Source organism: Nonomuraea sp. CA-143628 (assembly GCF_050942315.1).
Taxonomy (GTDB): Bacteria; Actinomycetota; Actinomycetes; order Streptosporangiales; family Streptosporangiaceae; genus Nonomuraea.
In genome coordinates, this window is the sequence record NZ_CP192072.1 from 11864560 (window position 1) to 11882601 (window position 18042).

The window sequence follows — 18042 nt, forward strand, 5'->3', positions numbered from 1 at the left end:
TTCAGAAGGGAACGCCCGCTTGGAGGACGACGTTCGCGTACGGCGTCGCCTCGCCGGTCCGCACGACTGCGCGGGCCCGGCCGGTGAGCTGTTTGAGATGGGTGTGAGGAATGCGTTCTGTTCTTGTCAGCACACCGTCGAGGAAGCCGGGCGGCGACTCCTCGGCGACGTAGGCGGTCTCGACGACGAGCTCGCCGAGCACGGCTTCCAATACGGGCAGGAAGGCAGGCTCGCCCCGGCGCCAGACGAGGTCGACCGTCTCGACGCCGGGCGGGACGGGCAGGCCGGGGTCGGCCACCACGATGAGGTCGGTGTGTCCCGCCGCGGCCAGGATCTGCAGCAGACGGGGATGCCAGAGGCCGTCATGACGCACGGGCGAGCAGCCTTTCCACCTGGTCGCCGGTGGGCATGGCGGTCTGGGCGCCGTGGCCGGTGGTGGCCAGCGCGCCGGCCGCACACGCCCGCCGTACCGCCTGGGCGAGGGGCAGGCCGGCCGCGTGGGCGAGCGCGAGCTGCGCGCAGAAGGTGTCCCCGGCGCCGACCGCGTCCACCGCGGTCACTGGGAAGGTGGGCACCTGGCAGGCGCCGGAGGCGTCCTGGCCACGCGCCCCGCGCTCGCCCAGCGTCACCACCGCGGCGCGCGGCCCGAGTGCGAGCAGCGCGGCGGGGTCGGTGTCGCCGCACAGGGCGGCGGCCTCGCTCTCGTTGACGATCAGCAGGTCCACCTGGGTGAGCAGCTCTTCAAGACCCTGCGTGTACGGCGCGGCGTTGAGGATCACCGGCACGCCGTACGTCCTGGCCTGCCGGGCGGCGGCCAGGCAGGCGGCCACCGGGATCTCCAGCTGCAGCAGGAGCGCGTCCGCGCCGGTGAAGTCGAGGTCGAGGTCGGTGAGGCGGAGCAGGCCGTTGGCGCCCCTGGCGACAGTGATCATGTTCTCGCCGCCGTCCTCGACGACGATCATCGCCAGCCCGGTGGCGGCGGGCGCCTGCCGTACCCCTGAGACGTCCACGCCCTCGCGCCCCACGGCGGCGAGCAGCTCGCGGCCCAGCGCGTCGTCGCCGACCTGGCCCACCAGGCGAACCCGCGCGCCCAGCCGGGCGGCGGCCACCGCCTGGTTGGCGCCCTTGCCTCCGGCGGCCCGCACCGCGGCGGCACCCGCGACCGTCTCGCCCCGGCCGGGCAGGCGCGTCACCGCAACCGTGAGATCCATGTTGAGACTGCCGACGACGACCAGCTCCAGCTCACGCATTGTCGACCCCGCCGATCGGGTCAGGGCAGCCACAGGAGCCGCGCCTGATCAGCGCGGCGGACAGGACGACACGCTCGCCTGCCGATGAGTCACCGATCTGTGCCACCAGCAGTTCCACCGCGCGCCTGGCCATTCCCTCGATCGGCTGGCGCATGGTGGTGAGCGCGGGCACGGTGTAGGAGGAGGCGGCGATGCCGTCGAACGAGCACAGCGCGACGTCGCCGGGCACGCTCAGCCCCAGCTCGGCCGCGGCGCGCATGACGCCGATCGCCTGCTCGTCGCTGGTCACGAAGAGCGCGGTGGGCCGGTCCTCCCGCGACAGGAGCTGATGGCCGTCGAGATAGCCCTGCCGCCGCCCGAACGGGCCGTGGACCAGCGGCATCGAGGCCGCGTCGAGGCCGGCATCGGTCAGCGCCCGCGACCAGCCCGCGACACGCTCGACGGTCGGATGGATGTCCTTCGGCCCCGCCACGCAGCCGATACGCCGCTGCCCGTGCGCGAGCAGGTGGCCGGTCGCCTCGTACGCGCCGCCCTCGTTGTCGAGAAGCAGGTGACTTGCCGGGGTGTCGTCGAGCTCGCGGTCGAGCACGATGCACGGCACCTTGGAAGCGGCGAGCTGGGAACGCCAGGCGCGCGGGCCGTGGGTAGGAATCAGGATCAGCCCGTCCACCTGGCGGTCGATCAGGGTCCGCACGTAGATGGCCTCGCGATCGTCGTCGTCCTTCGCGTTGCCGAGCAGCACCGTCAGGTTGTGCTCGAACGCGACGTCCTCGATCTCGCGGGCCAGCTCGGCGAAGAAGGGGTTGGCGTTGTCGGGGACGACGAGCCCGATGGTGTGCGTCCGGCTGGTACGCAACGAGCGGGCGACGGCGTTCGGCCGATAGCCAAGCTCGTCGATCGCGCGCAACACCCGTTCGCGGGTGTGCGGGGCGACGTTCCTCGGCCCGTTGTTGAGCACATAGCTGACGACGGCGTCCGAGGTGCCGGCCAGCCGCGCCACTTCGCGGCGTGTGACCACTAGCAAGTCCCATCTACTCGTGTTGATGCAGTATTCGACTACGGATTCCGCAGGTGCAACACGAGTAGATGGGACGTTACGAAAATGTTATCGCAAGGTATCGGGATGATCACGCATAGCGATCAGAGGTTGTGCGCCGGCCTGCCGAGGTCGCACATCGCATCCTGTTCCGTGTGGCAGCGCACGGAATCCGCGCAGGCCAGGGGGGTTCTGAGACCTATACCGTGATCAACTTCTCGCAGTAGGTCCGACCGGTGGCGTTGCCTCGTCGTCGCGCCGGTGGGACGATCACGTGTCTTGATCATTGGGATGGCGATGTCGCTCAACGGTAGAGCTCAAAAGGATCTGGCGGCCGCGGTGAACGCGCTGACCGCCCGCTGGGCGTCGACCCGCTCCGGCGAGTCGGCCGTCATGTCCGGAGTGGGCGCCTGGCCGCTGCTGGCATATCTCGCGACAGCGGCCGACGGTCCGGGGCGGGCCGAACTGCAAGAGGCCATCGGGATGGACGCCGCCGCAGCCGCCCCGGCAGCGCGAGCCGTTCTGGCGACTCTGAACGCCTCGCCGGCGATCAAGTCGGCATTGGGATTGTGGACCAGGCATGACCTGCCGCTACGGCCGACCTGGTCCGCGGCGCTGCCCGCGGGCATGCGCGGTGAGCTGACCGGAGACCCGTCCGCGGATCAGCTCCAGCTCGACGCGTGGGCGGCTCGCCAGACCGATGGAGCGATCCCTGCCATGCCCGTCTCCGTGACCGACGAGACGCTACTCGTCCTGGCCGGCGCGCTCACCGTCCGTACCAGCTGGCTCCGCCCATTCACCGAAGGTGCCGCCTTCGTCGAGGCGGGCCCATGGGTCGATCGGGAGATCGTCGTGTTACGGCGCAGCACACGAGTCCTCGACCGTGTCCAGGTGGCCGATACACCGGCCGGTCCGCTGACCATGTTCCGCGTCATGGGAACCGACGGGATCGACGTGCACCTGCTGCTCGGCCACGATTTCCGGAAGGCCGCCGACGTGCTCACCGCCGGCATCGACGCGCTGGCCAAGCGCTACCCCAGCGTAGCTGCCGATGTCCTTCCCGCAGGAAGCCCCGGTCCCGGGATCAGCAACAGCACCGTCCCCGCCTACCAGCCTCACGACCTCCTGACGGTCACCGTGCCCCGGTTCACCGTAAGCGCCTCGCTGGACCTGCTCGCCCTGCCGGACGTGTTCGGCCTGGCCACAGTGACCGACCCCGCCCGGGGGCACTTCCCCGGGATCAGTACTGAACCACTTGCCATCTCCCAGGCCCGCCAGGACGCCACCGCCACGTTCCAAGCGCACGGCTTCGAAGCCGCCGCAGTGACCGCGATGGGTGCCATCGCAGGTGGCATGGCGCCACGGCCTCCTTACCGAGCCAAGAGAGTCGACGTCGACTTCACGCGTCCCTTTGGTTTCCTCGCCGTCGACCGTCGAAGCCGGCTCATCCTGACCGCCGGCTGGGTCGCGGAACCCGAAACCGAGCACCTGGAAGAGAGCTGAGACGCTGTGCCCGGGCGAGGACCACACCCGGCGCTTCCTTGTGATTTGACCCTATAATCGGCTCGACGACCTATGACGACACACGCCGAACCCTCACAAGACGCCTCCGCGCAGCTGGTTGACGTGTTCAAGGCGCTCGCCAACCCCGTACGGCTCCAGGTGCTCCAATGGTTGCGCGACCCCGAGCACCATTTCCCGATGGAGCAGGCGATAGCGGACCCGCACGAGGTCGGCGTGTGCGTGAGCCACATCCAGGCCAAGACCGGGCTCGCGCAGTCGACCGTCTCCGCCTACATGGCAGCGTTGCAGCGTGCCGGGCTGGTCCGCGCCACCCGTGTCGGGAAGTGGACCCACTACCGGCGCGACGAGGAACGCATCGCCCAGCTCGTCGACGTGCTCGGACGCTCGCTCTGACGACCTCACCCAACGCTCCCTGCGCTGCGACGTTTTTCATCATATCGACAATATGCGATACTTCGCTGCGTTCCTGGTCATGGACGAGGCGGTTCCGTACCGTCGGATAGCAGGAGGAGACATGGGCGCGATCGATGGAATGGATCTGGGGCGCTTCGGGGTCTGGACGTTCGACTTCGAAGACCAGCCGGCGAGCTTGATGCGAGAATCCATCCAGGAGCTCGAAGAGCTCGGCTGGCCGGCGTTCTGGATCCCGGAGCGGGACGGACGTGAGGCGATGACGCACGCCGGATTCCTGCTGTCGTGCACCGAACGCATCAGCGTCATCAACGGCATCGCGCGGATCTGGTCCCGCGAGCCGCGGTGGACCCAGGGGGCGGCATTGCTCCTGGCCGACGCCTACCCGGATCGCCACCTGCTCGGCCTCGGTTTCGGCGGCGAACGACCCGGGACCAAGCCCCTGCAGGCGATGACCGAATACCTGGACGAAATGGACGCCACGACGAGCGCGAATCCCGCGCCGCGGGCGCCGATGCGACGCCTGCTGGCGGCGTACGGTCCGAAGATGCTGGAAATGGCCCGCGATCGGGCTGAAGGCGCTCATACCTACCACGTGACGGCGAAGCACACGGCGCAGGCGCGGGAGGTGCTGGGCGGCAGCCCGTTCCTCGGCGTCGAGCAGGCGGTGCTCCTGGAGAGCGACCCGGACAAGGCGCGGGCGATCGCGCGTGAGCATCTGCACGTGTACTTCACGACGAAGTACAACATCGCCAAGTTCCTCCGCCTGGGCTACACCGAAGCCGACATCAACGGCGGCCGTGGCAGCGACCGGCTCGTCGACGACCTCGTGTACTGGGGCGACCTCGACACGATCGTCGGCAAGCTGCACCACCACCTGGACGCCGGCGCCGACCACATCGGCATCCAGGTTCTCGGCATCGAACCCGGCCAATCGGCCATGCCGCAGTGGCGGCAACTGGCCGAGGCGCTGCTGCCCAAGCGCACCGCCTAGGCGCTGCCGCCCAAGCGCGCCGCCTGGGCGGTGTGCTCCGAGCACAGGCAGCCGACCCCCTTCTCGATCCACTCCTGGCCGTCCCACTCCGGATGCCGCGCGATCATCAGGGCCGCCACCTCTTCGGCGATCGTCTCCTCGTTCATGGCCGAGTCACGGCGTACCCAGGTCTCGTCACGCAGCAACTGAAGATAGTCCCGTACGTCGGCCAGGAGCTGAGGACCACCCACGTCGCCATGGCCGGGCACCACCACCCGCGGGCTTTCGGCGGCCAGCCGATCCATCACCGCCAGCCAGCGGGTGCCCGACACATCGGTGTCATGCGGCGGGAACCAGGGGAAAATGGCGAACTGCCCGGCCTCCACCAGATCGCCGGTGAACATCACCCCCGCGTCCGGGACCGTGATCACCTGATCACCTTTGCTGTGGGCCCGGCCAGTGGCCCGCAACCGCACCACCCGACCGCCCAGATCCAGGTCGTGCTTCTGGTCGTAGACCACATCAGGAGTCGCCAACCGTACGCCCTCAAGCCGGCGCGCGACCGACTCCCCGAGCCCCTTGAACATCTCGATATAGCCGGGACCCTTCACCTTCAGGTCCTCGGCCTGCGCCCGGTTGATCAGGTACATCGCCTCCCCGGCGAACACCTGAGCGCCGAACGCGTGCTCGGGATGAAAATGCGTCGTGGTCAGGTACAGCGTGCGCCCGTTGGCGAAGTCGGCCGCGAACTTCAGCACGGTTTCGGCGTTCGCCGAGCCCATTCCGGTATCGACGACAAGGACGGAATGCGCACCGCCGATGAGACCGATGTTCGGCACCAACGGCACCCGCCGGTTCGGAATCACGATGAGATCGCGGGCAAGCTCCTGGATGTCCGTGACCTGGACAACGGGGTCGGGCAACACAAATTCGGCCATACGGACTCCTCGGAAGCGGCGGATTCGGTCTCACCACTCCATCGCGAGACGCTCGGAAGCGGCGGATTCGGTCTCCCCACCCCATCGCGAGACGCTCGAATGCGTCCAACACCGATTCCGCACGCCCGATGCCGTACGGGTATCGTCGCCGCTGATGGACCTACGCACGCTGCGCTACTTCGTGGCCGTCGCCGAAGAGCTGCACTTCGGCCGCGCCGCCGTACGCCTGCACATGACGCAGCCGCCACTGAGCAGGGCCATCAAGCAACTGGAGACCGACCTCGGCGCCGTCCTGCTGCACCGATCACCCACCGGAGTCTCGCTCACACCGGCCGGAGCAGCGCTCTACGAGGAGGCGCGCACCCTGCTGGAGCAGGCCGATCAGGCACGCGCCAGGGTCGCCGCCGCGGCCGGCACGCCCACCATGACCATCGGCACCCTCGGCGACAGCGCCGAACAGGCCGGCACCCAACTCGCCGCCGCCTTTCGGCAGCGCCATCCAGGCTTGAACGTCCGCATCCGCGAAGCCGACTTCACCGATCCGACCACCGGGCTGCGCTCCGGTCTCGTCGATGTCGCCCTCACTCGGGCACCGTTCGACGAAACCGGCATCACAACCCATGTCCTGCGCTCCGACCCGGTCGGAGTGGTCCTGCGCGCCGACGACCCGCTGGCCGGCCGTGACCGCCTGTGCCTGAACGATCTCGCCGACCGCCGCTGGTTCCAGCTACCGGAAGGTATCGACCCCGTCTGGCGGGCCTTCTGGAGCCACCCCATGGGCCTGGGCCAGGACGGTCCGGTGGTGCGAACCGTCCACGAGTGCATGCAGGCGGTTCTGTGGAACGGCACAGTGGGGCTGACCACGCTCACCCACGCCCTTCCTGAGGGGCTCGTCGCGGTTCCGCTGCTCGACATGCCGCCCAGCCGTTTGGTGGTCGCTTGGAACAGCAGCGACTCCAGCCCACTCATCCGCTCATTCCGGCAAATCGCCGCCGCTGTCTACCGCCCTGCCAGCTAGCTGGCGGCAGTTCTTGACGGAAGCTCTTACCCGCATTTCTGGGACCCGGGTTTCTGGAGCCCATATTCCGACAACAGTCGCACCGCCCGGAACATGCACCCCTGGTCGACCGCCCGATTCACTCCTGGCATCCGCGCCAGCCGACGGCGTGGGGTGCCCATGTCGGCCTTGGACCGCATCGACAGCCGATAAGACTCGGGCATGTCCGACACCTCGACGGCCGCGACGAGCGCTTTGTTGTCCGCGTAAGTCCTGACGAAGTTCCGGTACGCCGTCCTCTGGTCTTCGTACACGTACGATTCGAGCCCTGGAATCCGCTCGATGACGGCGACGATCGCCTTCTTCTCTTTGGCCGTGGCCGCCAGCTTGTTCGCCTTGCCCCGTCCATGCCGACAGGCAGGCTCATCCGAGTCCTTCATGCATAGATATACGGATATTTCCGGCGTAAACGGAGCCTCGACGCGACTCTTTCCCTGGTCGAGGGCAAGCCCTACCCCTGGCCGCCGGTTCGCCGAGAGCACGATCCAGGTTCGCTCGGTTCGGTCGTTCTCACCCGAGACCCGCACGCGGAACGACTCCGGCATGTCTTTGGCACGCACGCTCGCCAGCACCTTCTTCTGGCCGGCGAACTCCTGGCGGAAGCTCGCGTACGCCGCGGCCCGGCTCACGAAGCGCACCTCGGTCACCTCAGGCCTGCTCTTCAGGAACGTCTCGACGTCCCGCCTCTGCTTCGCCGTGGCGTACCGCTTGTGGCACCCGTCCGCGGACGGCGTACACAGGAAGACAGCGATCTCCCGGTCGTCATTGACGTTGGTCTCCGGGGTCGGCTCCGCCTGGGCCACCACGACCGGCCCGGTCATTCCTGAGAGCGCCACGACGGCCGAGACCGTCAGGCGCCATAACCAGCGCTTCACCGCACTCCTCGCTTGACTGATTAGGGGGCAAGGAAACGCAAGCCCAGCATCATCGCCTCGACCACGATCCGCCGATGGAGGGCTGTGATCATGTTAGGCGAGGTCGTCGTATCCCGCTGCTGTATATAGCTCCGCGGTCAGCCGGCCCTGCCTCAACGCCCTATTCAGTGCCTGCACCGGTCAGTAGGCAGGATCCGCACAATTCATGCTCCCCCAAGACATCTGCTCGCCTGCCCGAGCTGCCGCCGCCAAGCTCGATGTGGCAGAGGTGATCCCGGCCGCGGCGCTGCTTATCGCCGCTGCGGCCTGGGCATCGGGCCCCAAGCGGGAGCATGATCGATATCAGGATGTGGACAGTAGCGACCACGAGATCATCGGAGGGCGACGATTGACACCGCACAGCGCTCCCAACGACCAACCGCTGATCACGTCGCAGCAGCGCCTCGTGCTGATCATCGTGGCCAGCGTAGGTGCGGTCGGCATGTTGATGATCGCGTTCCTCGGTCTCGTCGAGATCGCCTGGGCCGGGGTGTGCGGCGGCAACACCTGTGCCAAGGGGTGGCACGTCAACCTCCTGAAGGCGGCACTCGTCCTGCCTCCCATCGCCGCCCTGCTCTTCGCTTATTACTGCTCGTTCTCCAGAGCGGGGATCGTCAGCAGGCTGCTCATGGCCCAGGCTCTGGCCTTCTCGGCGGCTGGGACCGTGTGGTTCGTCGCGGAGCGGATCCTCATATATGTCGAGGACCTGGCCCGCTTCGAATGACTCTCCGACCGCCCGCCCTTTGAGATCCTTTCAGCGTTGCCCGGGCACGCCGCTACCTCCATCGACATGAGCGAAGCCGAGTAGGAAACCATCGAACCGGTCATGCCCGTGGCCAGGAACGCGTGAACGATAGCCACGTGTACGGGGAAGTTGCGGTCAGTACTGCTGTCACGAGCCAATAGGAAGCTTCCAAGATCGCTCAGGTGTACGGGACCATGTCCTCATGTCAGTGACTGAGTTCGCCGGCGTGGCCAAGGACAAGGATCATGGCGTCACCTCCGACGGAGGACTGTATGAGTTCTGGACCGAGAACTCCGCCCACATCTATCTGCACGACACCGGCTTCAGGCGCCTGACCTACCAGTCCGGCAGGCCGCCGGTGCTGGAGTTGGAGTTTGTCTACCATCCGCAGTGGACTGCACCCGAGCTGTCGAACACACCTGTCGTGATCTTCCGGTTCGAGGATGTCCGCCTCGTCGAGTGGCGCGAGGATCAGGAAGGCCATAACTGCGTGACCGCTGACCTCAATGCTCCGCCCGGGCAGGTCGAACTCTTTGACTGGGACGGCGCCGACCTGTTCACCCTGCGCACCTTCACCCTGCATCTGGCCTTCCAGGCGCCGCGAGCAGAAGTGACCGTACGCGCGGAGTAGAGCAGATAACCCATCGTGACCCACCCATACGACCTCCAGGTCCCCTCTGCTTTCAAAGGCCGACCAAGATGGTGATCAGTCCAGACTGAGCCGGTCGTATATCGCCTCAAGTTGAGCTTGACGTTGCGAGTCCCCAAGCATGATCCGGATTTGCACAAGGTGTCCGTCGGCGTCGTGGTCAGCGGCAATGGGGAAGAAACCGTCCCCCCAACTGGTCATGAAGCACATCGTCCGGGTGTCATCGACCTCGATCGTTCCGGCCTCATGCTTCGCAGCTCTGACCTTGGCCATGATCTGCCAGTGATGGGAGTGCGGTCGGAAATCAACCGCGATCATCCGATCCGCAACAGCTTGTTTCCACTCCTGCAATGCGATGACACGGTCGACTGCCTCGTTGGCAGGCAGGTCCGCCCACCCGTATACCCCGTCCTCCCCAGGATTAGTTAGAAGTGAGGCGCCGAAGCTGACAGCGGCCTCCTTGACCGATCGTCCCCAGAACGCGACGTCGGCCATGCCATCGATCGGTTCCTTATGCCGCCACGAGGCCAATCCGTCGGCGTCGACGAGGCTGAGCCGACCCGCGTCCACCCCGACATGGCCCAGGAGCCTGGTCGATGCGGGCTGCGTGAAGCGCACCCTCAGCGCGATCGACTCCCATCGCACACCGATGCGCCCGTAATCCCGGGAAGTCGCTGTCACGGCGATTTCCTGATCGGTGGGTAGCTCACCGATCGCCACAATGGGAACGCCGTTCATGATGAACTCCGAACCGCCGGCCCGCACCGCGTGTTCGACACGTTCACGATGCGCCACCCGAGGTTCTTGGCGTTCCAGCCAGGCATTGAACCCATGCGCCTGGCAGTGCTCGGCGAAAACGCCGGCCAGTTGCTCAGCACCGTGTCCGGGAATGTCGTAGAGCCACGTGCCCGACTGGCGGTTGAACGACCGAGCGGCAGACTCTGCATCAGGGCCTACCACTGCCAGGTCAACCGACGCGCGAATACTCTCGCGCAACGCCGGATCGTCTACGGCGGAGAGCATGAAATCGTCTGCTATCGGTGACGCGTCCCTCGACCACAAATGCAGATAGCCAGTATCCGCAACCACCAGTCGCCCGGACGGGCACGTGATCGACCCCAGCAGTGTCGAAGCATCAGTTGTCATCCAAGGAAGTATGTCCCAAGTTCTCTTCGTGTTGATCAAAACCCTCCACGCCACCTATGCATCCACACTTACGGCGGCCAATAGTCTGGGTTTCGAGATCGTCCGCCGCTGTCCACAGGCATGGGACATGTGCCGGACCTACGACGCACCTGCGCACGAACGCCGGATCCAGCTTTTCCTGGGCTGCCGGCCCAATCAGGGTCACCCCATCGGTGTCTGCCGCAGATCCTTCACCACGGCTGAGCCGACGGTGGGATGTTCTGCACACCACTCGCCATGCAGGTCCAAACCCTCAAGCGAAGTGGCGATTGCCGCGCCCGGAACGAAGTACAAGGCGTCGAGCTCGTACGTCGCCAGCGTTCCGTCTCTTACGGGAGCCACGATCGCGCGCGGAGGGGCCAAGGGCCGCGTGCCGGCCAACTCTTGCCGATAGCCGCGCCCCTCCGTCCATACCTCGATGATCGTATGAGCGCTCAGCGCCGTCGCGGCGGCCTGGATCCACCGCCGCCGATCAAGGAGCGACCCGAGATCGTCCAGCTTGGGCACCCCTTGCTCATCTGTTTCACGAATCTGATCGTCAACGACACTGAGCCGCAGGTCGCTGATGATCTCGACGTTCGCCTTCCCGTGTTCACCGTCATGAAGATGGAGTGCGTCCATCATCAGAGCGGCCAAGATTCTGGTGGGTAAATCCGGATGCTGCTGATCAACTCCGAAGTACATTGCCGGGCGCTTTCGAACGACCTCGTCCCAGCTCAGCACCGTGATATCCGCGGCCGAGTAGCGCCGTTGCCCCATTCTGCCCACCTCCACTGACCCAGTTTCGTCCAGATCAGAGTCTTGACCTGGCCTTCCGGGACTGATCCCACCACCGTCGACCAGGGTCATCTGCGGGCTCCATCAACAGAGGCGCTAGCAATCTCGGTGCATGCGTCGCTGTCTGAGGCGCCGTACGTGGCGCTCGTACTGGCCAACTCGCGAACGCTGAGCCCGATCGATCAAGAGCGTCTGAGGCTCACAGGCCGACTCGTACAACTCAACCTCGAATGGATCCGCATCCCACTCGACGAGACGCGAGAGAGCCGCTCGATCCTGCTCAACCGTGGGCCGATAGCGAACCCCATCCCTCCACGCCTGGCCGCTCGCCTCCGCCTCATCCATGGCGCCAAGAGTACGCGGGGCAGGTGGATTTAAGTAGCTTCGCCGCTTTTGCATCCACCGCCTGGACAGATTGCGACCATCCCGGCCCTGCATTTCAGCGGTCAGCCTCAGGCCGATGCGCCAGGTGAACGCATACTCACTCGAGACCGTGTCCCTCGGTGCGACGGCGACAGTCGGCCATATATGCACGTTTGGCTTCGATAATGCTTAGCAACTCTTCCGTGTCGCTTTTGCGAACGCTTCTCAACATCATATACAAGCTCTATGAAGCCTTGCCGCCGCTCCAGCCTCTGAGAACCGAGGTCAGCGATCACTCAGATATTCTGCTCAAGTCAGGCTAATAGGCGCCCAATTTCATTCGTTCGCCCGCGGCGCCATGGAGCAGATTAGGCATCGGGAATGTCGGCCTTTGCGGCCAGGATCGTCTTCCGTGGGATGACAACCAGCCGTTCGCCGGGATCGACACTGACCCCGGGAGGGAGGCGATCTTTATACGACGCTGTAAGGTCCGACCCGATGACCGCGACATCACCATTGTCGAGCTCCCAGACATCTGGACAGCTCGAATTTCCGGACGTTTGTCCGAGTTCATGGGATGACTTTCCCATGCGCCGAAGGAAAGATGCGGCTGGATCCGCTTTCCATTTTTCGGTCATGACATTTCCCCTGAGAGATCGAGACCGCTATCACCCTTAGTGAGGGCCATGCAATCGATGTGCGACAGACAAACGTTCTCATCGTGGGTCTACATCTATAGTTACCCGGGATTCCCTTTGTATGCAAGGGGGATTGCATCACAAGCGCCCGGGCGGGATTTATGATGGCAGGCCAGCAAATGTCGGCCGTGATCACGGTCGCCTTGGCACCAAGATAGCCGAAGGATTTCGCAACGCCCTTGAGGCCGTCTTGGTGGCCTGGGATTACCCGAGTCGCGAGGATGTACATCGGTTCATCTCTAGATCAGTGGGGCACGATTTTCGCACCGAGGCGTGTTCGCGCCTCATACACGCGATCCCAGCATGCTTCTGTGTCCCACGTCTCGGTGACCCCGACCATGGTAAGCATCTGCTCCATGGCGGCTTCGGCAAAGTAGCCGCCCTCTCGTCTTCGGGACCGAACCAATCGAGGATCAGCCAGCCAGCTTCGTCCTCGGAAGCCTCCTGGACTTTCCATCCGCCGGCGCCGTCGAGGTCGTAGCCATAGGCGAGCATCGCCTCAGTTGAGGCTGTCAGGCCTTCTTCGCCGTGACGAGTGGCGTTGCCACAGTAGGAGGGCGCGACGGCCATGGCCAAGATCTTTCCGTCGAATACGGAGCCGCCGTCACCTAGATAAACGCTCATTCCCCGTCCATAAGATCATGGCCGGGGCATTTTGATTGGCGCTCAGGGGCAGGTCAAACTGCTGACCTTCCGCCCTGATAGTGGGCACTGCTTTCGAAGTCCGCGGTGATACGAGATGGCTACTGCGCGCTGATGGTGGCCTAACGCTGTCGCCAGCCCAAGAATCCGATGGCAAGGCCCAACGTAGAAGTGCTGCGGCAGCCGATCGCCCAAACCCGGTACATCGAGGACCGAAGTCAGCGATCCCCGGCCCCAACTGACCATGTGCCAGGTCAGGTAGGCGCCGTGAGACGTGCAGCTGGCGCGAAGGCATCAACTTGCCAGGTACCGCCGACGAGCGGAATTCGAGCGCGCAGATGGCCGACGATCCCGTATGGATCACGAGGATTGCGGGCCAGAGTGCCAAGCTTGGATGCCTGCTTCTTAAATGCGCCACGAGGAGTGGGCATGCGCGGCGATGTGGTCCAAGCATTGTCAGCGCGAGCAAGGATATATTCTATGTCTCTATGCTTGGGCAGATTGATGCTGCCTCTACGAAACGGCGCTATTAATACCACAGGATCATCGGTCAGGAGCTTGCTCCATAGGCCATCGTGGTGCGATGTGCTAGACCCGTGATGCGCGGCCTTGTATAGGCTTGCAGGCTTCAAAGGACTGAAGGAATGCAGGACCGCTCCCCAGCCGCACCCGATGGGCCCGGATAGTAGATCAGCACCCAGGAGCGCATTCACCTCGCCCGCGCTTACCCACAACGCAACGGATGCCTCGTTGGGGTCGAACATCGAACGGCGGGTACGTTCGCCCATCGCATGCAACTGGTTCTTGGCTAACCCTTCGAGGGCACGAGTGATTGCGTGTTCCGAGGGCGATAGGGCAGTTACAGTTGCGGCTGGCACGGCTTCGAGCGCGGGAAGATCAAGCATGATCTTATTCTCGCTGGCCCGCCGCAGCGGACGTACCCCCGTAGCCAAATCCTTCCGCTCCTGCGCGATTGCAAAAATCCGCCGGTATTCGCGATAGGACGTTGTGTTGGTGACTCCACTAATGACGTGATCCGCCTCGACAAGGGCAAGGAACTCACGGTTTATCAGGGCATGTGAGGTGACTATAGTGGCTGAGTGGCACGCTTCAACAACGTCGGCTATTCCGTCAAAATGGTCATCATGGGCGTGAGTGGCAACAACTGCAAGGACGTCGGTTGCAGGGTCAGCGCCGATCCCGCGCAGGTACTCCAAGGCAGCGACCTCGCCCGTGCGCTGGTCACGACAGGAATCGACAACGATCCAGCGACATCCGCCCAAGTGCACAACGATGGACTCGCCCCTGCCGGGTCCGAATACTGAAACTTCGAACACATCGGACGCCGGCGCCTCAGTCGAAAAGCTGCTCAAGGCGCTCCATCAAAGCGTCAGCTCTGGCATATACCGTCTGCACTTCTTCAAAAGTGATACGGCCAAGACGTCGAAGCCGCAGGCTTTCGGTACGTGTCGGACGCGTGCCAGGCGTTTTCACAGTGCGTACCGACAGGTAGAACACATCGCCAGGAACAACAGTCGCGGCATCAGAGCCGAGCAGATCCAAATCGAAGTCCGCCGTAATAGGCATTCCATCGCTGTCGATCGGGTACAGCTCGGCAGTAAACGTGCCCCCCTCGATCTCTAGTATTTTTCCTTCCCACTTATCCAACCCGGTGACGCCGAGTGAGCGAACTTGCTGCACTGAGGTATTCCAGGTCGACGGTTCCGCCACAGGCCGCCCCTCCTCAGGGGTACCCCACGTGGTGGACTCGGATGAAACCGCAGCCCTCGGAAGCGATGCGGTCAGATCCCGCGGCGGCAGGGTTTGGGTGGCGGAACTCTGATGGGAGTCCTGGTCTTGAGAAATCGTGACGGTCGCGGTTGTCATCTGCTCTTCCCTGCCGTGACCCTTAGGGATGCAACACGATCGATGATCGCCTGACTATTATTTCGAGAGGCACTGAATCCATCGGTCAAGATTTTCACAGCAACCGGCACCTTGTCGGCCGACCGCTGAGGATTGCCCTCCTCCGGATCCCCAAGGCTGTTCCGGTCGGTAGGAACCTCAGCATAAGTAAGATTGTAGTGATCGTTGATTGAAACGAACACCCCGGGACGAGCAACTTTCGAAGGCTGAATCTGAGTATTAATTGAGCCGCCGTATCCGTCGTCACGAACGCCCCGGATCGTCAAGTTCAGCATGCCGGGCAGATGCAGCAAGTCGGCCCAACTATCCTTGGGTGTCAGCGCATCACCGATAGCGTGGTATTCCTCCAAAGTCGCTTCGAAATGGACCATGCGGTTGATACCCAGCGCAGAGATCGTAGGCGCACCTTTCGACAGCAGAATCCCGGCGGCCAAGTCCCTGGCTGCCTCGACATCAATGACGGCATTGGTAGCAATCTGCAGTACGTCGGGCGTCACCCTTAGCTGGATCGAGCCGAAGCTAACAGCTGTGACTCCGGAGCTAATGATCTCAACGCTGTAAGACTCGTAGTCCTCCGCGCCAATCAGATCCGTCTTCCTGAGCCATCTCGGGGTGATCAGTAGGGGATCGAATTCGCCCGGCAGGACCACCGCCATGCCGTCACTAGCCAGATTCGGTGCGCTCACACACACTTCCTTCCCGCCAGGTTCCTACCGATTCTGAGCGATCTTGCTAGTCTCCCGCTACTACGCCACTGGGAGTAACGCAACGACAGGCGACCATCGGACACAGCCCCGACGATCTATCCAGGATCGACAGCAGGAAGGCACCAGCTAGCCTCTCCAGTGTAGTCAGGGGAATGCGTTCAGGTGCTATTACACCTGGAAGGCGTGCATGGCGGAAGATTTGACAGGGCGGTTCGAGATTTGATGCCCCTTTTGTCGTTGGGGTTGAGTGAGGCGGGGTGGTCAGGCGGCTCGCTGCCGGGTTCCGGACGTGGCTGAGCGAACAATCCTGGCTCGGTTTCGATGAGGATGCCCTTGCTGACCAGACGCTCAAGCTCGGACCGGATGTTCTCGGTGTTCTTGGCCACGATGGGGCAGGTCCAGGGCCAGACAGAGATCACGGGTCCCCCGCGTGCCGGCCGACATCGGCGAAGGCGGAGGGAATCTGCTCGTAGGCGGGATGGCCGGGCAGTTCGGGAGATTGGACTGGGCTTGGTGGCCTCGGGCTCATCGGCCAGGGACATCAGTCAGAGCTGGTGGGGCGATGATCGTAGTCGCGCTCCAGACGGCGGTGCAGCATGAGGATGCCGTTGTGGCGCTGCATGAGGTGGCTGTGGCAGTGAAAGTGGCGATGCCGGTCACGCGCTGCGCATCGGAGCCGCAGTGGACACCTCGTCAATATCTGCGGAGCGGCGGGCGCGGCTGGCCGTAGATCTTGCACGGGCGCGCATGCGCAGCGTCGGCAGGTTGATGAGGCGGTAACGCAGCCCCTCGAAGCTGAGAGCATGACGCCTGAACAGGTCCGTAATCATCAGAGCGTCCACCAGTTCAGCTCCGACCTGTTGTCGATGCAAGATCAGGCTTCAACTGAACTGCGGTAATTGGCCGAGCGGGTGAGGGGCATAGCCGGCAAGGGAATCGGCGAAGCGGGTTTGGGCTGGGGGTTTGGGGGGCCGCGCCCCCCAATGTCACGGCCTGAGCCCCGGCGAAGACGATGCTTGAAGGGCTACTTGAGCAGCTGCCGAGCCATGACCATGCGCTGGATCTGGTTGGTGCCCTCGTAGATTTGGGTGATCTTGGCGTCGCGCATCATCCGCTCCACCGGGAAATCCCGTGTGTACCCGTACCCGCCCAGCAACTGCACCGCATCCGTCGTGATCTCCATTGCCGCGTCCGACGCCGCGCACTTCGCGGCGCTAGACAAGAACGTGAGGTCCCTCTGCGGCTGGCCGTGCATGGCCAGTTCGGACTTGGCCGCCGCGTGGTACGTCAGCTGCCGGGCCGCCTCCAGTTTCATCGCCATGTCCGCGACCATGAACTGCAGCCCCTGGAAGTCCGCGATCGGCCGACCGAACTGCTTGCGTTCCTTGACGTACCCGATGGCGTAGTCCAGCGCCCCCTGCGCGATTCCCAGGGCCTGGGCGGCGATGGTGATGCGGGTGTGGTCGAGGGTCGCCAGGGCGGTCTTGAAGCCGGTGCCGGGGTCGCCGATCATGCGGGAGGCGGGGATGCGGACGTTCTCCAGGATCACCTGGCGGGTGGGCGAGCCCTTGATCCCCAGCTTCTTCTCCTTCGGCCCGAAAGAGACGCCTTCGTCGGATTTTTCCACGATAAAAGCGGAAATGCCGCGAGGGCCGGCCGTCGGGTCCGTGACCGCCATCAGCGTGTAGTACTCCGAGACGCCCGCGTTCGTGATCCACATTTTTGTGCCGTTGAGCACATAGTGGTCGCCGTCCAGCACCGCCCGGGTGCGCATGGCCGCCGCGTCCGAGCCTGCCTCCCCCTCAGAGAGCGCGTACGAGAACATCGCGTCCCCACGCGCCACCGGCGCCAGGTAACGGGCCTTGAGGTCGGCCGAGGCCGACAGCAGCAGAGGCACCGTGCCGAGTTTGTTCACCGCCGGGATGAGCGAGGACGACGCGCAGGCGCGGGCCACCTCCTCGATCACGATCACCGTGGCCAGCGCGTCCGCACCGGCGCCCCCGTACTCCTCCGGTACGTGAACGGCGTGCAGGTCAGCCGCCACGAGTGCCTTGTAGACGTCCCAGGGGAACTCCTCGGTCTCGTCCGTCTCCGCGGCTCGCGGGGCGATCTTCTCGTCGGCGAGGGCTCGAATCGTCTCCCGGAGCATGTCGTGCTCTTCGGCGGGCGCGTACAAAGGGAAGTCCATGGCGAAATACTAGGACGTCCGAGCATCTTGCTACTAGGCGGTACAGTTTGCGGAAATGC

General features: G+C 64.4%; 20 protein-coding genes. 7 read left to right on the forward strand and 13 right to left on the reverse strand.

The window, feature by feature from the left end; translation table 11 throughout:
• Position 1: 1 nt before the first annotated feature.
• Genes ACQP2T_RS53500 through ACQP2T_RS53510 form a run of 3 tightly spaced genes read right to left on the reverse strand, consistent with a single transcriptional unit; the run spans position 2 to position 2268 of the window.
• Entirely contained in the window at positions 2-373 is a 372-nt protein-coding gene (locus tag ACQP2T_RS53500) for an RbsD/FucU domain-containing protein (protein ID WP_433512469.1), read from the reverse strand.
• Positions 363-1250, reverse strand: coding sequence for a ribokinase (locus ACQP2T_RS53505; RefSeq protein WP_433512470.1), 888 nt, complete (start codon positions 1248-1250; stop codon positions 363-365). Before ACQP2T_RS53505 ends, ACQP2T_RS53500 begins: the two co-directional genes overlap by 11 nt.
• Positions 1243-2268: a LacI family DNA-binding transcriptional regulator gene (locus tag ACQP2T_RS53510; RefSeq protein ID WP_433512471.1), complete on the reverse strand. Its 1026-nt coding sequence runs from the start codon at positions 2266-2268 to the stop codon at positions 1243-1245. The genes ACQP2T_RS53505 and ACQP2T_RS53510 overlap by 8 nt, the downstream gene beginning before the upstream one ends.
• A gap of 297 nt (positions 2269-2565) precedes the next feature.
• Here ACQP2T_RS53510 and ACQP2T_RS53515 point away from each other — a divergent pair, with 297 nt between their 5' ends.
• From ACQP2T_RS53515 to ACQP2T_RS53525, 3 genes are all read left to right on the forward strand, one after another.
• Positions 2566-3789: a serpin family protein gene (locus ACQP2T_RS53515; protein WP_433512472.1), complete on the forward strand. Its 1224-nt coding sequence runs from the start codon at positions 2566-2568 to the stop codon at positions 3787-3789.
• A gap of 72 nt (positions 3790-3861) precedes the next feature.
• Positions 3862-4203: an ArsR/SmtB family transcription factor gene (locus ACQP2T_RS53520; RefSeq protein ID WP_433512473.1), complete on the forward strand. Its 342-nt coding sequence runs from the start codon at positions 3862-3864 to the stop codon at positions 4201-4203.
• 121 nt (positions 4204-4324) lie between these two features.
• Positions 4325-5215, forward strand: a complete 891-nt coding sequence (locus ACQP2T_RS53525; RefSeq protein WP_433512474.1) for a TIGR03620 family F420-dependent LLM class oxidoreductase — start codon at positions 4325-4327, stop codon at positions 5213-5215.
• On the opposite strand, the gene ACQP2T_RS53530 is transcribed toward ACQP2T_RS53525, so the two are convergent.
• Positions 5212-6132: an MBL fold metallo-hydrolase gene (locus ACQP2T_RS53530; protein ID WP_433512475.1), complete on the reverse strand. Its 921-nt coding sequence runs from the start codon at positions 6130-6132 to the stop codon at positions 5212-5214. The genes ACQP2T_RS53525 and ACQP2T_RS53530 overlap by 4 nt on opposite strands.
• A gap of 154 nt (positions 6133-6286) precedes the next feature.
• On the opposite strand from ACQP2T_RS53530, the gene ACQP2T_RS53535 reads away from it, so the two are divergent.
• A complete protein-coding gene (locus ACQP2T_RS53535; protein WP_433512476.1) occupies positions 6287-7150 on the forward strand; it encodes a LysR family transcriptional regulator in 864 nt (287 codons plus the stop codon).
• 26 nt (positions 7151-7176) lie between these two features.
• Here ACQP2T_RS53535 and ACQP2T_RS53540 read toward each other — a convergent pair whose 3' ends face one another.
• Positions 7177-8025 (reverse strand): permease-like cell division protein FtsX, encoded by an 849-nt coding sequence (locus ACQP2T_RS53540; RefSeq protein ID WP_433512477.1) that lies wholly within the window; start codon positions 8023-8025, stop codon positions 7177-7179.
• A 244-nt stretch (positions 8026-8269) separates the two neighbouring features.
• Here ACQP2T_RS53540 and ACQP2T_RS53545 point away from each other — a divergent pair, with 244 nt between their 5' ends.
• Positions 8270-8827, forward strand: coding sequence for a hypothetical protein (locus ACQP2T_RS53545; RefSeq protein WP_433512478.1), 558 nt, complete (start codon positions 8270-8272; stop codon positions 8825-8827).
• A 223-nt stretch (positions 8828-9050) separates the two neighbouring features.
• Positions 9051-9479 (forward strand): hypothetical protein, encoded by a 429-nt coding sequence (locus tag ACQP2T_RS53550; protein WP_433512479.1) that lies wholly within the window; start codon positions 9051-9053, stop codon positions 9477-9479.
• A 75-nt stretch (positions 9480-9554) separates the two neighbouring features.
• Here ACQP2T_RS53550 and ACQP2T_RS53555 read toward each other — a convergent pair whose 3' ends face one another.
• The 4 genes from ACQP2T_RS53555 to ACQP2T_RS53570 all read right to left on the reverse strand — a co-directional run bounded on the left by ACQP2T_RS53555 (position 9555) and on the right by ACQP2T_RS53570 (position 14067).
• On the reverse strand, positions 9555-10643 hold the full coding sequence (locus ACQP2T_RS53555) for a hypothetical protein (RefSeq protein ID WP_433512480.1): 1089 nt from the start codon (positions 10641-10643) through the stop codon (positions 9555-9557).
• Between the two features lie 201 nt (positions 10644-10844).
• The gene (locus tag ACQP2T_RS53560) at positions 10845-11531 is read right to left on the reverse strand and encodes a hypothetical protein (RefSeq protein WP_433512481.1); all 687 of its coding nucleotides are present in this window, start codon (positions 11529-11531) and stop codon (positions 10845-10847) included.
• 659 nt (positions 11532-12190) lie between these two features.
• Positions 12191-12460 carry a hypothetical protein gene (locus ACQP2T_RS53565; RefSeq protein WP_433512482.1) on the reverse strand — a complete coding sequence of 90 codons (270 nt, stop codon included), beginning with the start codon at positions 12458-12460 and terminating at the stop codon, positions 12191-12193.
• A 956-nt stretch (positions 12461-13416) separates the two neighbouring features.
• The gene (locus tag ACQP2T_RS53570; RefSeq protein WP_433512483.1) at positions 13417-14067 is read right to left on the reverse strand and encodes a hypothetical protein; all 651 of its coding nucleotides are present in this window, start codon (positions 14065-14067) and stop codon (positions 13417-13419) included.
• Positions 14068-14262: 195 nt separating this feature from the next.
• On the opposite strand from ACQP2T_RS53570, the gene ACQP2T_RS53575 reads away from it, so the two are divergent.
• The gene (locus ACQP2T_RS53575; protein ID WP_433512484.1) at positions 14263-14487 is read left to right on the forward strand and encodes a hypothetical protein; all 225 of its coding nucleotides are present in this window, start codon (positions 14263-14265) and stop codon (positions 14485-14487) included.
• 28 nt (positions 14488-14515) lie between these two features.
• On the opposite strand, the gene ACQP2T_RS53580 is transcribed toward ACQP2T_RS53575, so the two are convergent.
• From ACQP2T_RS53580 to ACQP2T_RS53595, 4 genes are all read right to left on the reverse strand, one after another.
• Positions 14516-15049, reverse strand: a complete 534-nt coding sequence (locus ACQP2T_RS53580; protein WP_433512485.1) for a hypothetical protein — start codon at positions 15047-15049, stop codon at positions 14516-14518.
• Positions 15046-15774 carry a hypothetical protein gene (locus ACQP2T_RS53585; protein ID WP_433512486.1) on the reverse strand — a complete coding sequence of 243 codons (729 nt, stop codon included), beginning with the start codon at positions 15772-15774 and terminating at the stop codon, positions 15046-15048. Before ACQP2T_RS53585 ends, ACQP2T_RS53580 begins: the two co-directional genes overlap by 4 nt.
• A gap of 677 nt (positions 15775-16451) precedes the next feature.
• Complete coding sequence (locus ACQP2T_RS53590; protein WP_433512487.1) at positions 16452-16637, reverse strand: hypothetical protein; 186 nt, start codon at positions 16635-16637, stop codon at positions 16452-16454.
• A 182-nt stretch (positions 16638-16819) separates the two neighbouring features.
• Complete coding sequence (locus ACQP2T_RS53595) at positions 16820-17983, reverse strand: acyl-CoA dehydrogenase family protein (RefSeq protein ID WP_433512488.1); 1164 nt, start codon at positions 17981-17983, stop codon at positions 16820-16822.
• Positions 17984-18042 lie beyond the last annotated feature (59 nt).

Bases quoted from the DNA above. Each gene is read 5' to 3' on its own strand.
- ACQP2T_RS53505 (WP_433512470.1), bottom strand. From the start codon at position 1,250: ATGCGTGAGCTGGAGCTGGTCGTCGTCGGCAGTCTCAACATGGATCTC.
- ACQP2T_RS53520 (WP_433512473.1), top strand. From the start codon at position 3,862: ATGACGACACACGCCGAACCCTCACAAGACGCCTCCGCGCAGCTGGTT.
- ACQP2T_RS53525 (WP_433512474.1), top strand. From the start codon at position 4,325: ATGGGCGCGATCGATGGAATGGATCTGGGGCGCTTCGGGGTCTGGACG.
- ACQP2T_RS53530 (WP_433512475.1), bottom strand. From the start codon at position 6,132: ATGGCCGAATTTGTGTTGCCCGACCCCGTTGTCCAGGTCACGGACATC.
- ACQP2T_RS53535 (WP_433512476.1), top strand. From the start codon at position 6,287: ATGGACCTACGCACGCTGCGCTACTTCGTGGCCGTCGCCGAAGAGCTG.
- ACQP2T_RS53545 (WP_433512478.1), top strand. From the start codon at position 8,270: ATGCTCCCCCAAGACATCTGCTCGCCTGCCCGAGCTGCCGCCGCCAAG.
- ACQP2T_RS53550 (WP_433512479.1), top strand. From the start codon at position 9,051: ATGTCAGTGACTGAGTTCGCCGGCGTGGCCAAGGACAAGGATCATGGC.
- ACQP2T_RS53555 (WP_433512480.1), bottom strand. From the start codon at position 10,643: ATGACAACTGATGCTTCGACACTGCTGGGGTCGATCACGTGCCCGTCC.
- ACQP2T_RS53560 (WP_433512481.1), bottom strand. From the start codon at position 11,531: ATGACCCTGGTCGACGGTGGTGGGATCAGTCCCGGAAGGCCAGGTCAA.
- ACQP2T_RS53565 (WP_433512482.1), bottom strand. From the start codon at position 12,460: ATGACCGAAAAATGGAAAGCGGATCCAGCCGCATCTTTCCTTCGGCGC.
- ACQP2T_RS53570 (WP_433512483.1), bottom strand. From the start codon at position 14,067: ATGCTTGATCTTCCCGCGCTCGAAGCCGTGCCAGCCGCAACTGTAACT.
- ACQP2T_RS53580 (WP_433512485.1), bottom strand. From the start codon at position 15,049: ATGACAACCGCGACCGTCACGATTTCTCAAGACCAGGACTCCCATCAG.
- ACQP2T_RS53595 (WP_433512488.1), bottom strand. From the start codon at position 17,983: ATGGACTTCCCTTTGTACGCGCCCGCCGAAGAGCACGACATGCTCCGG.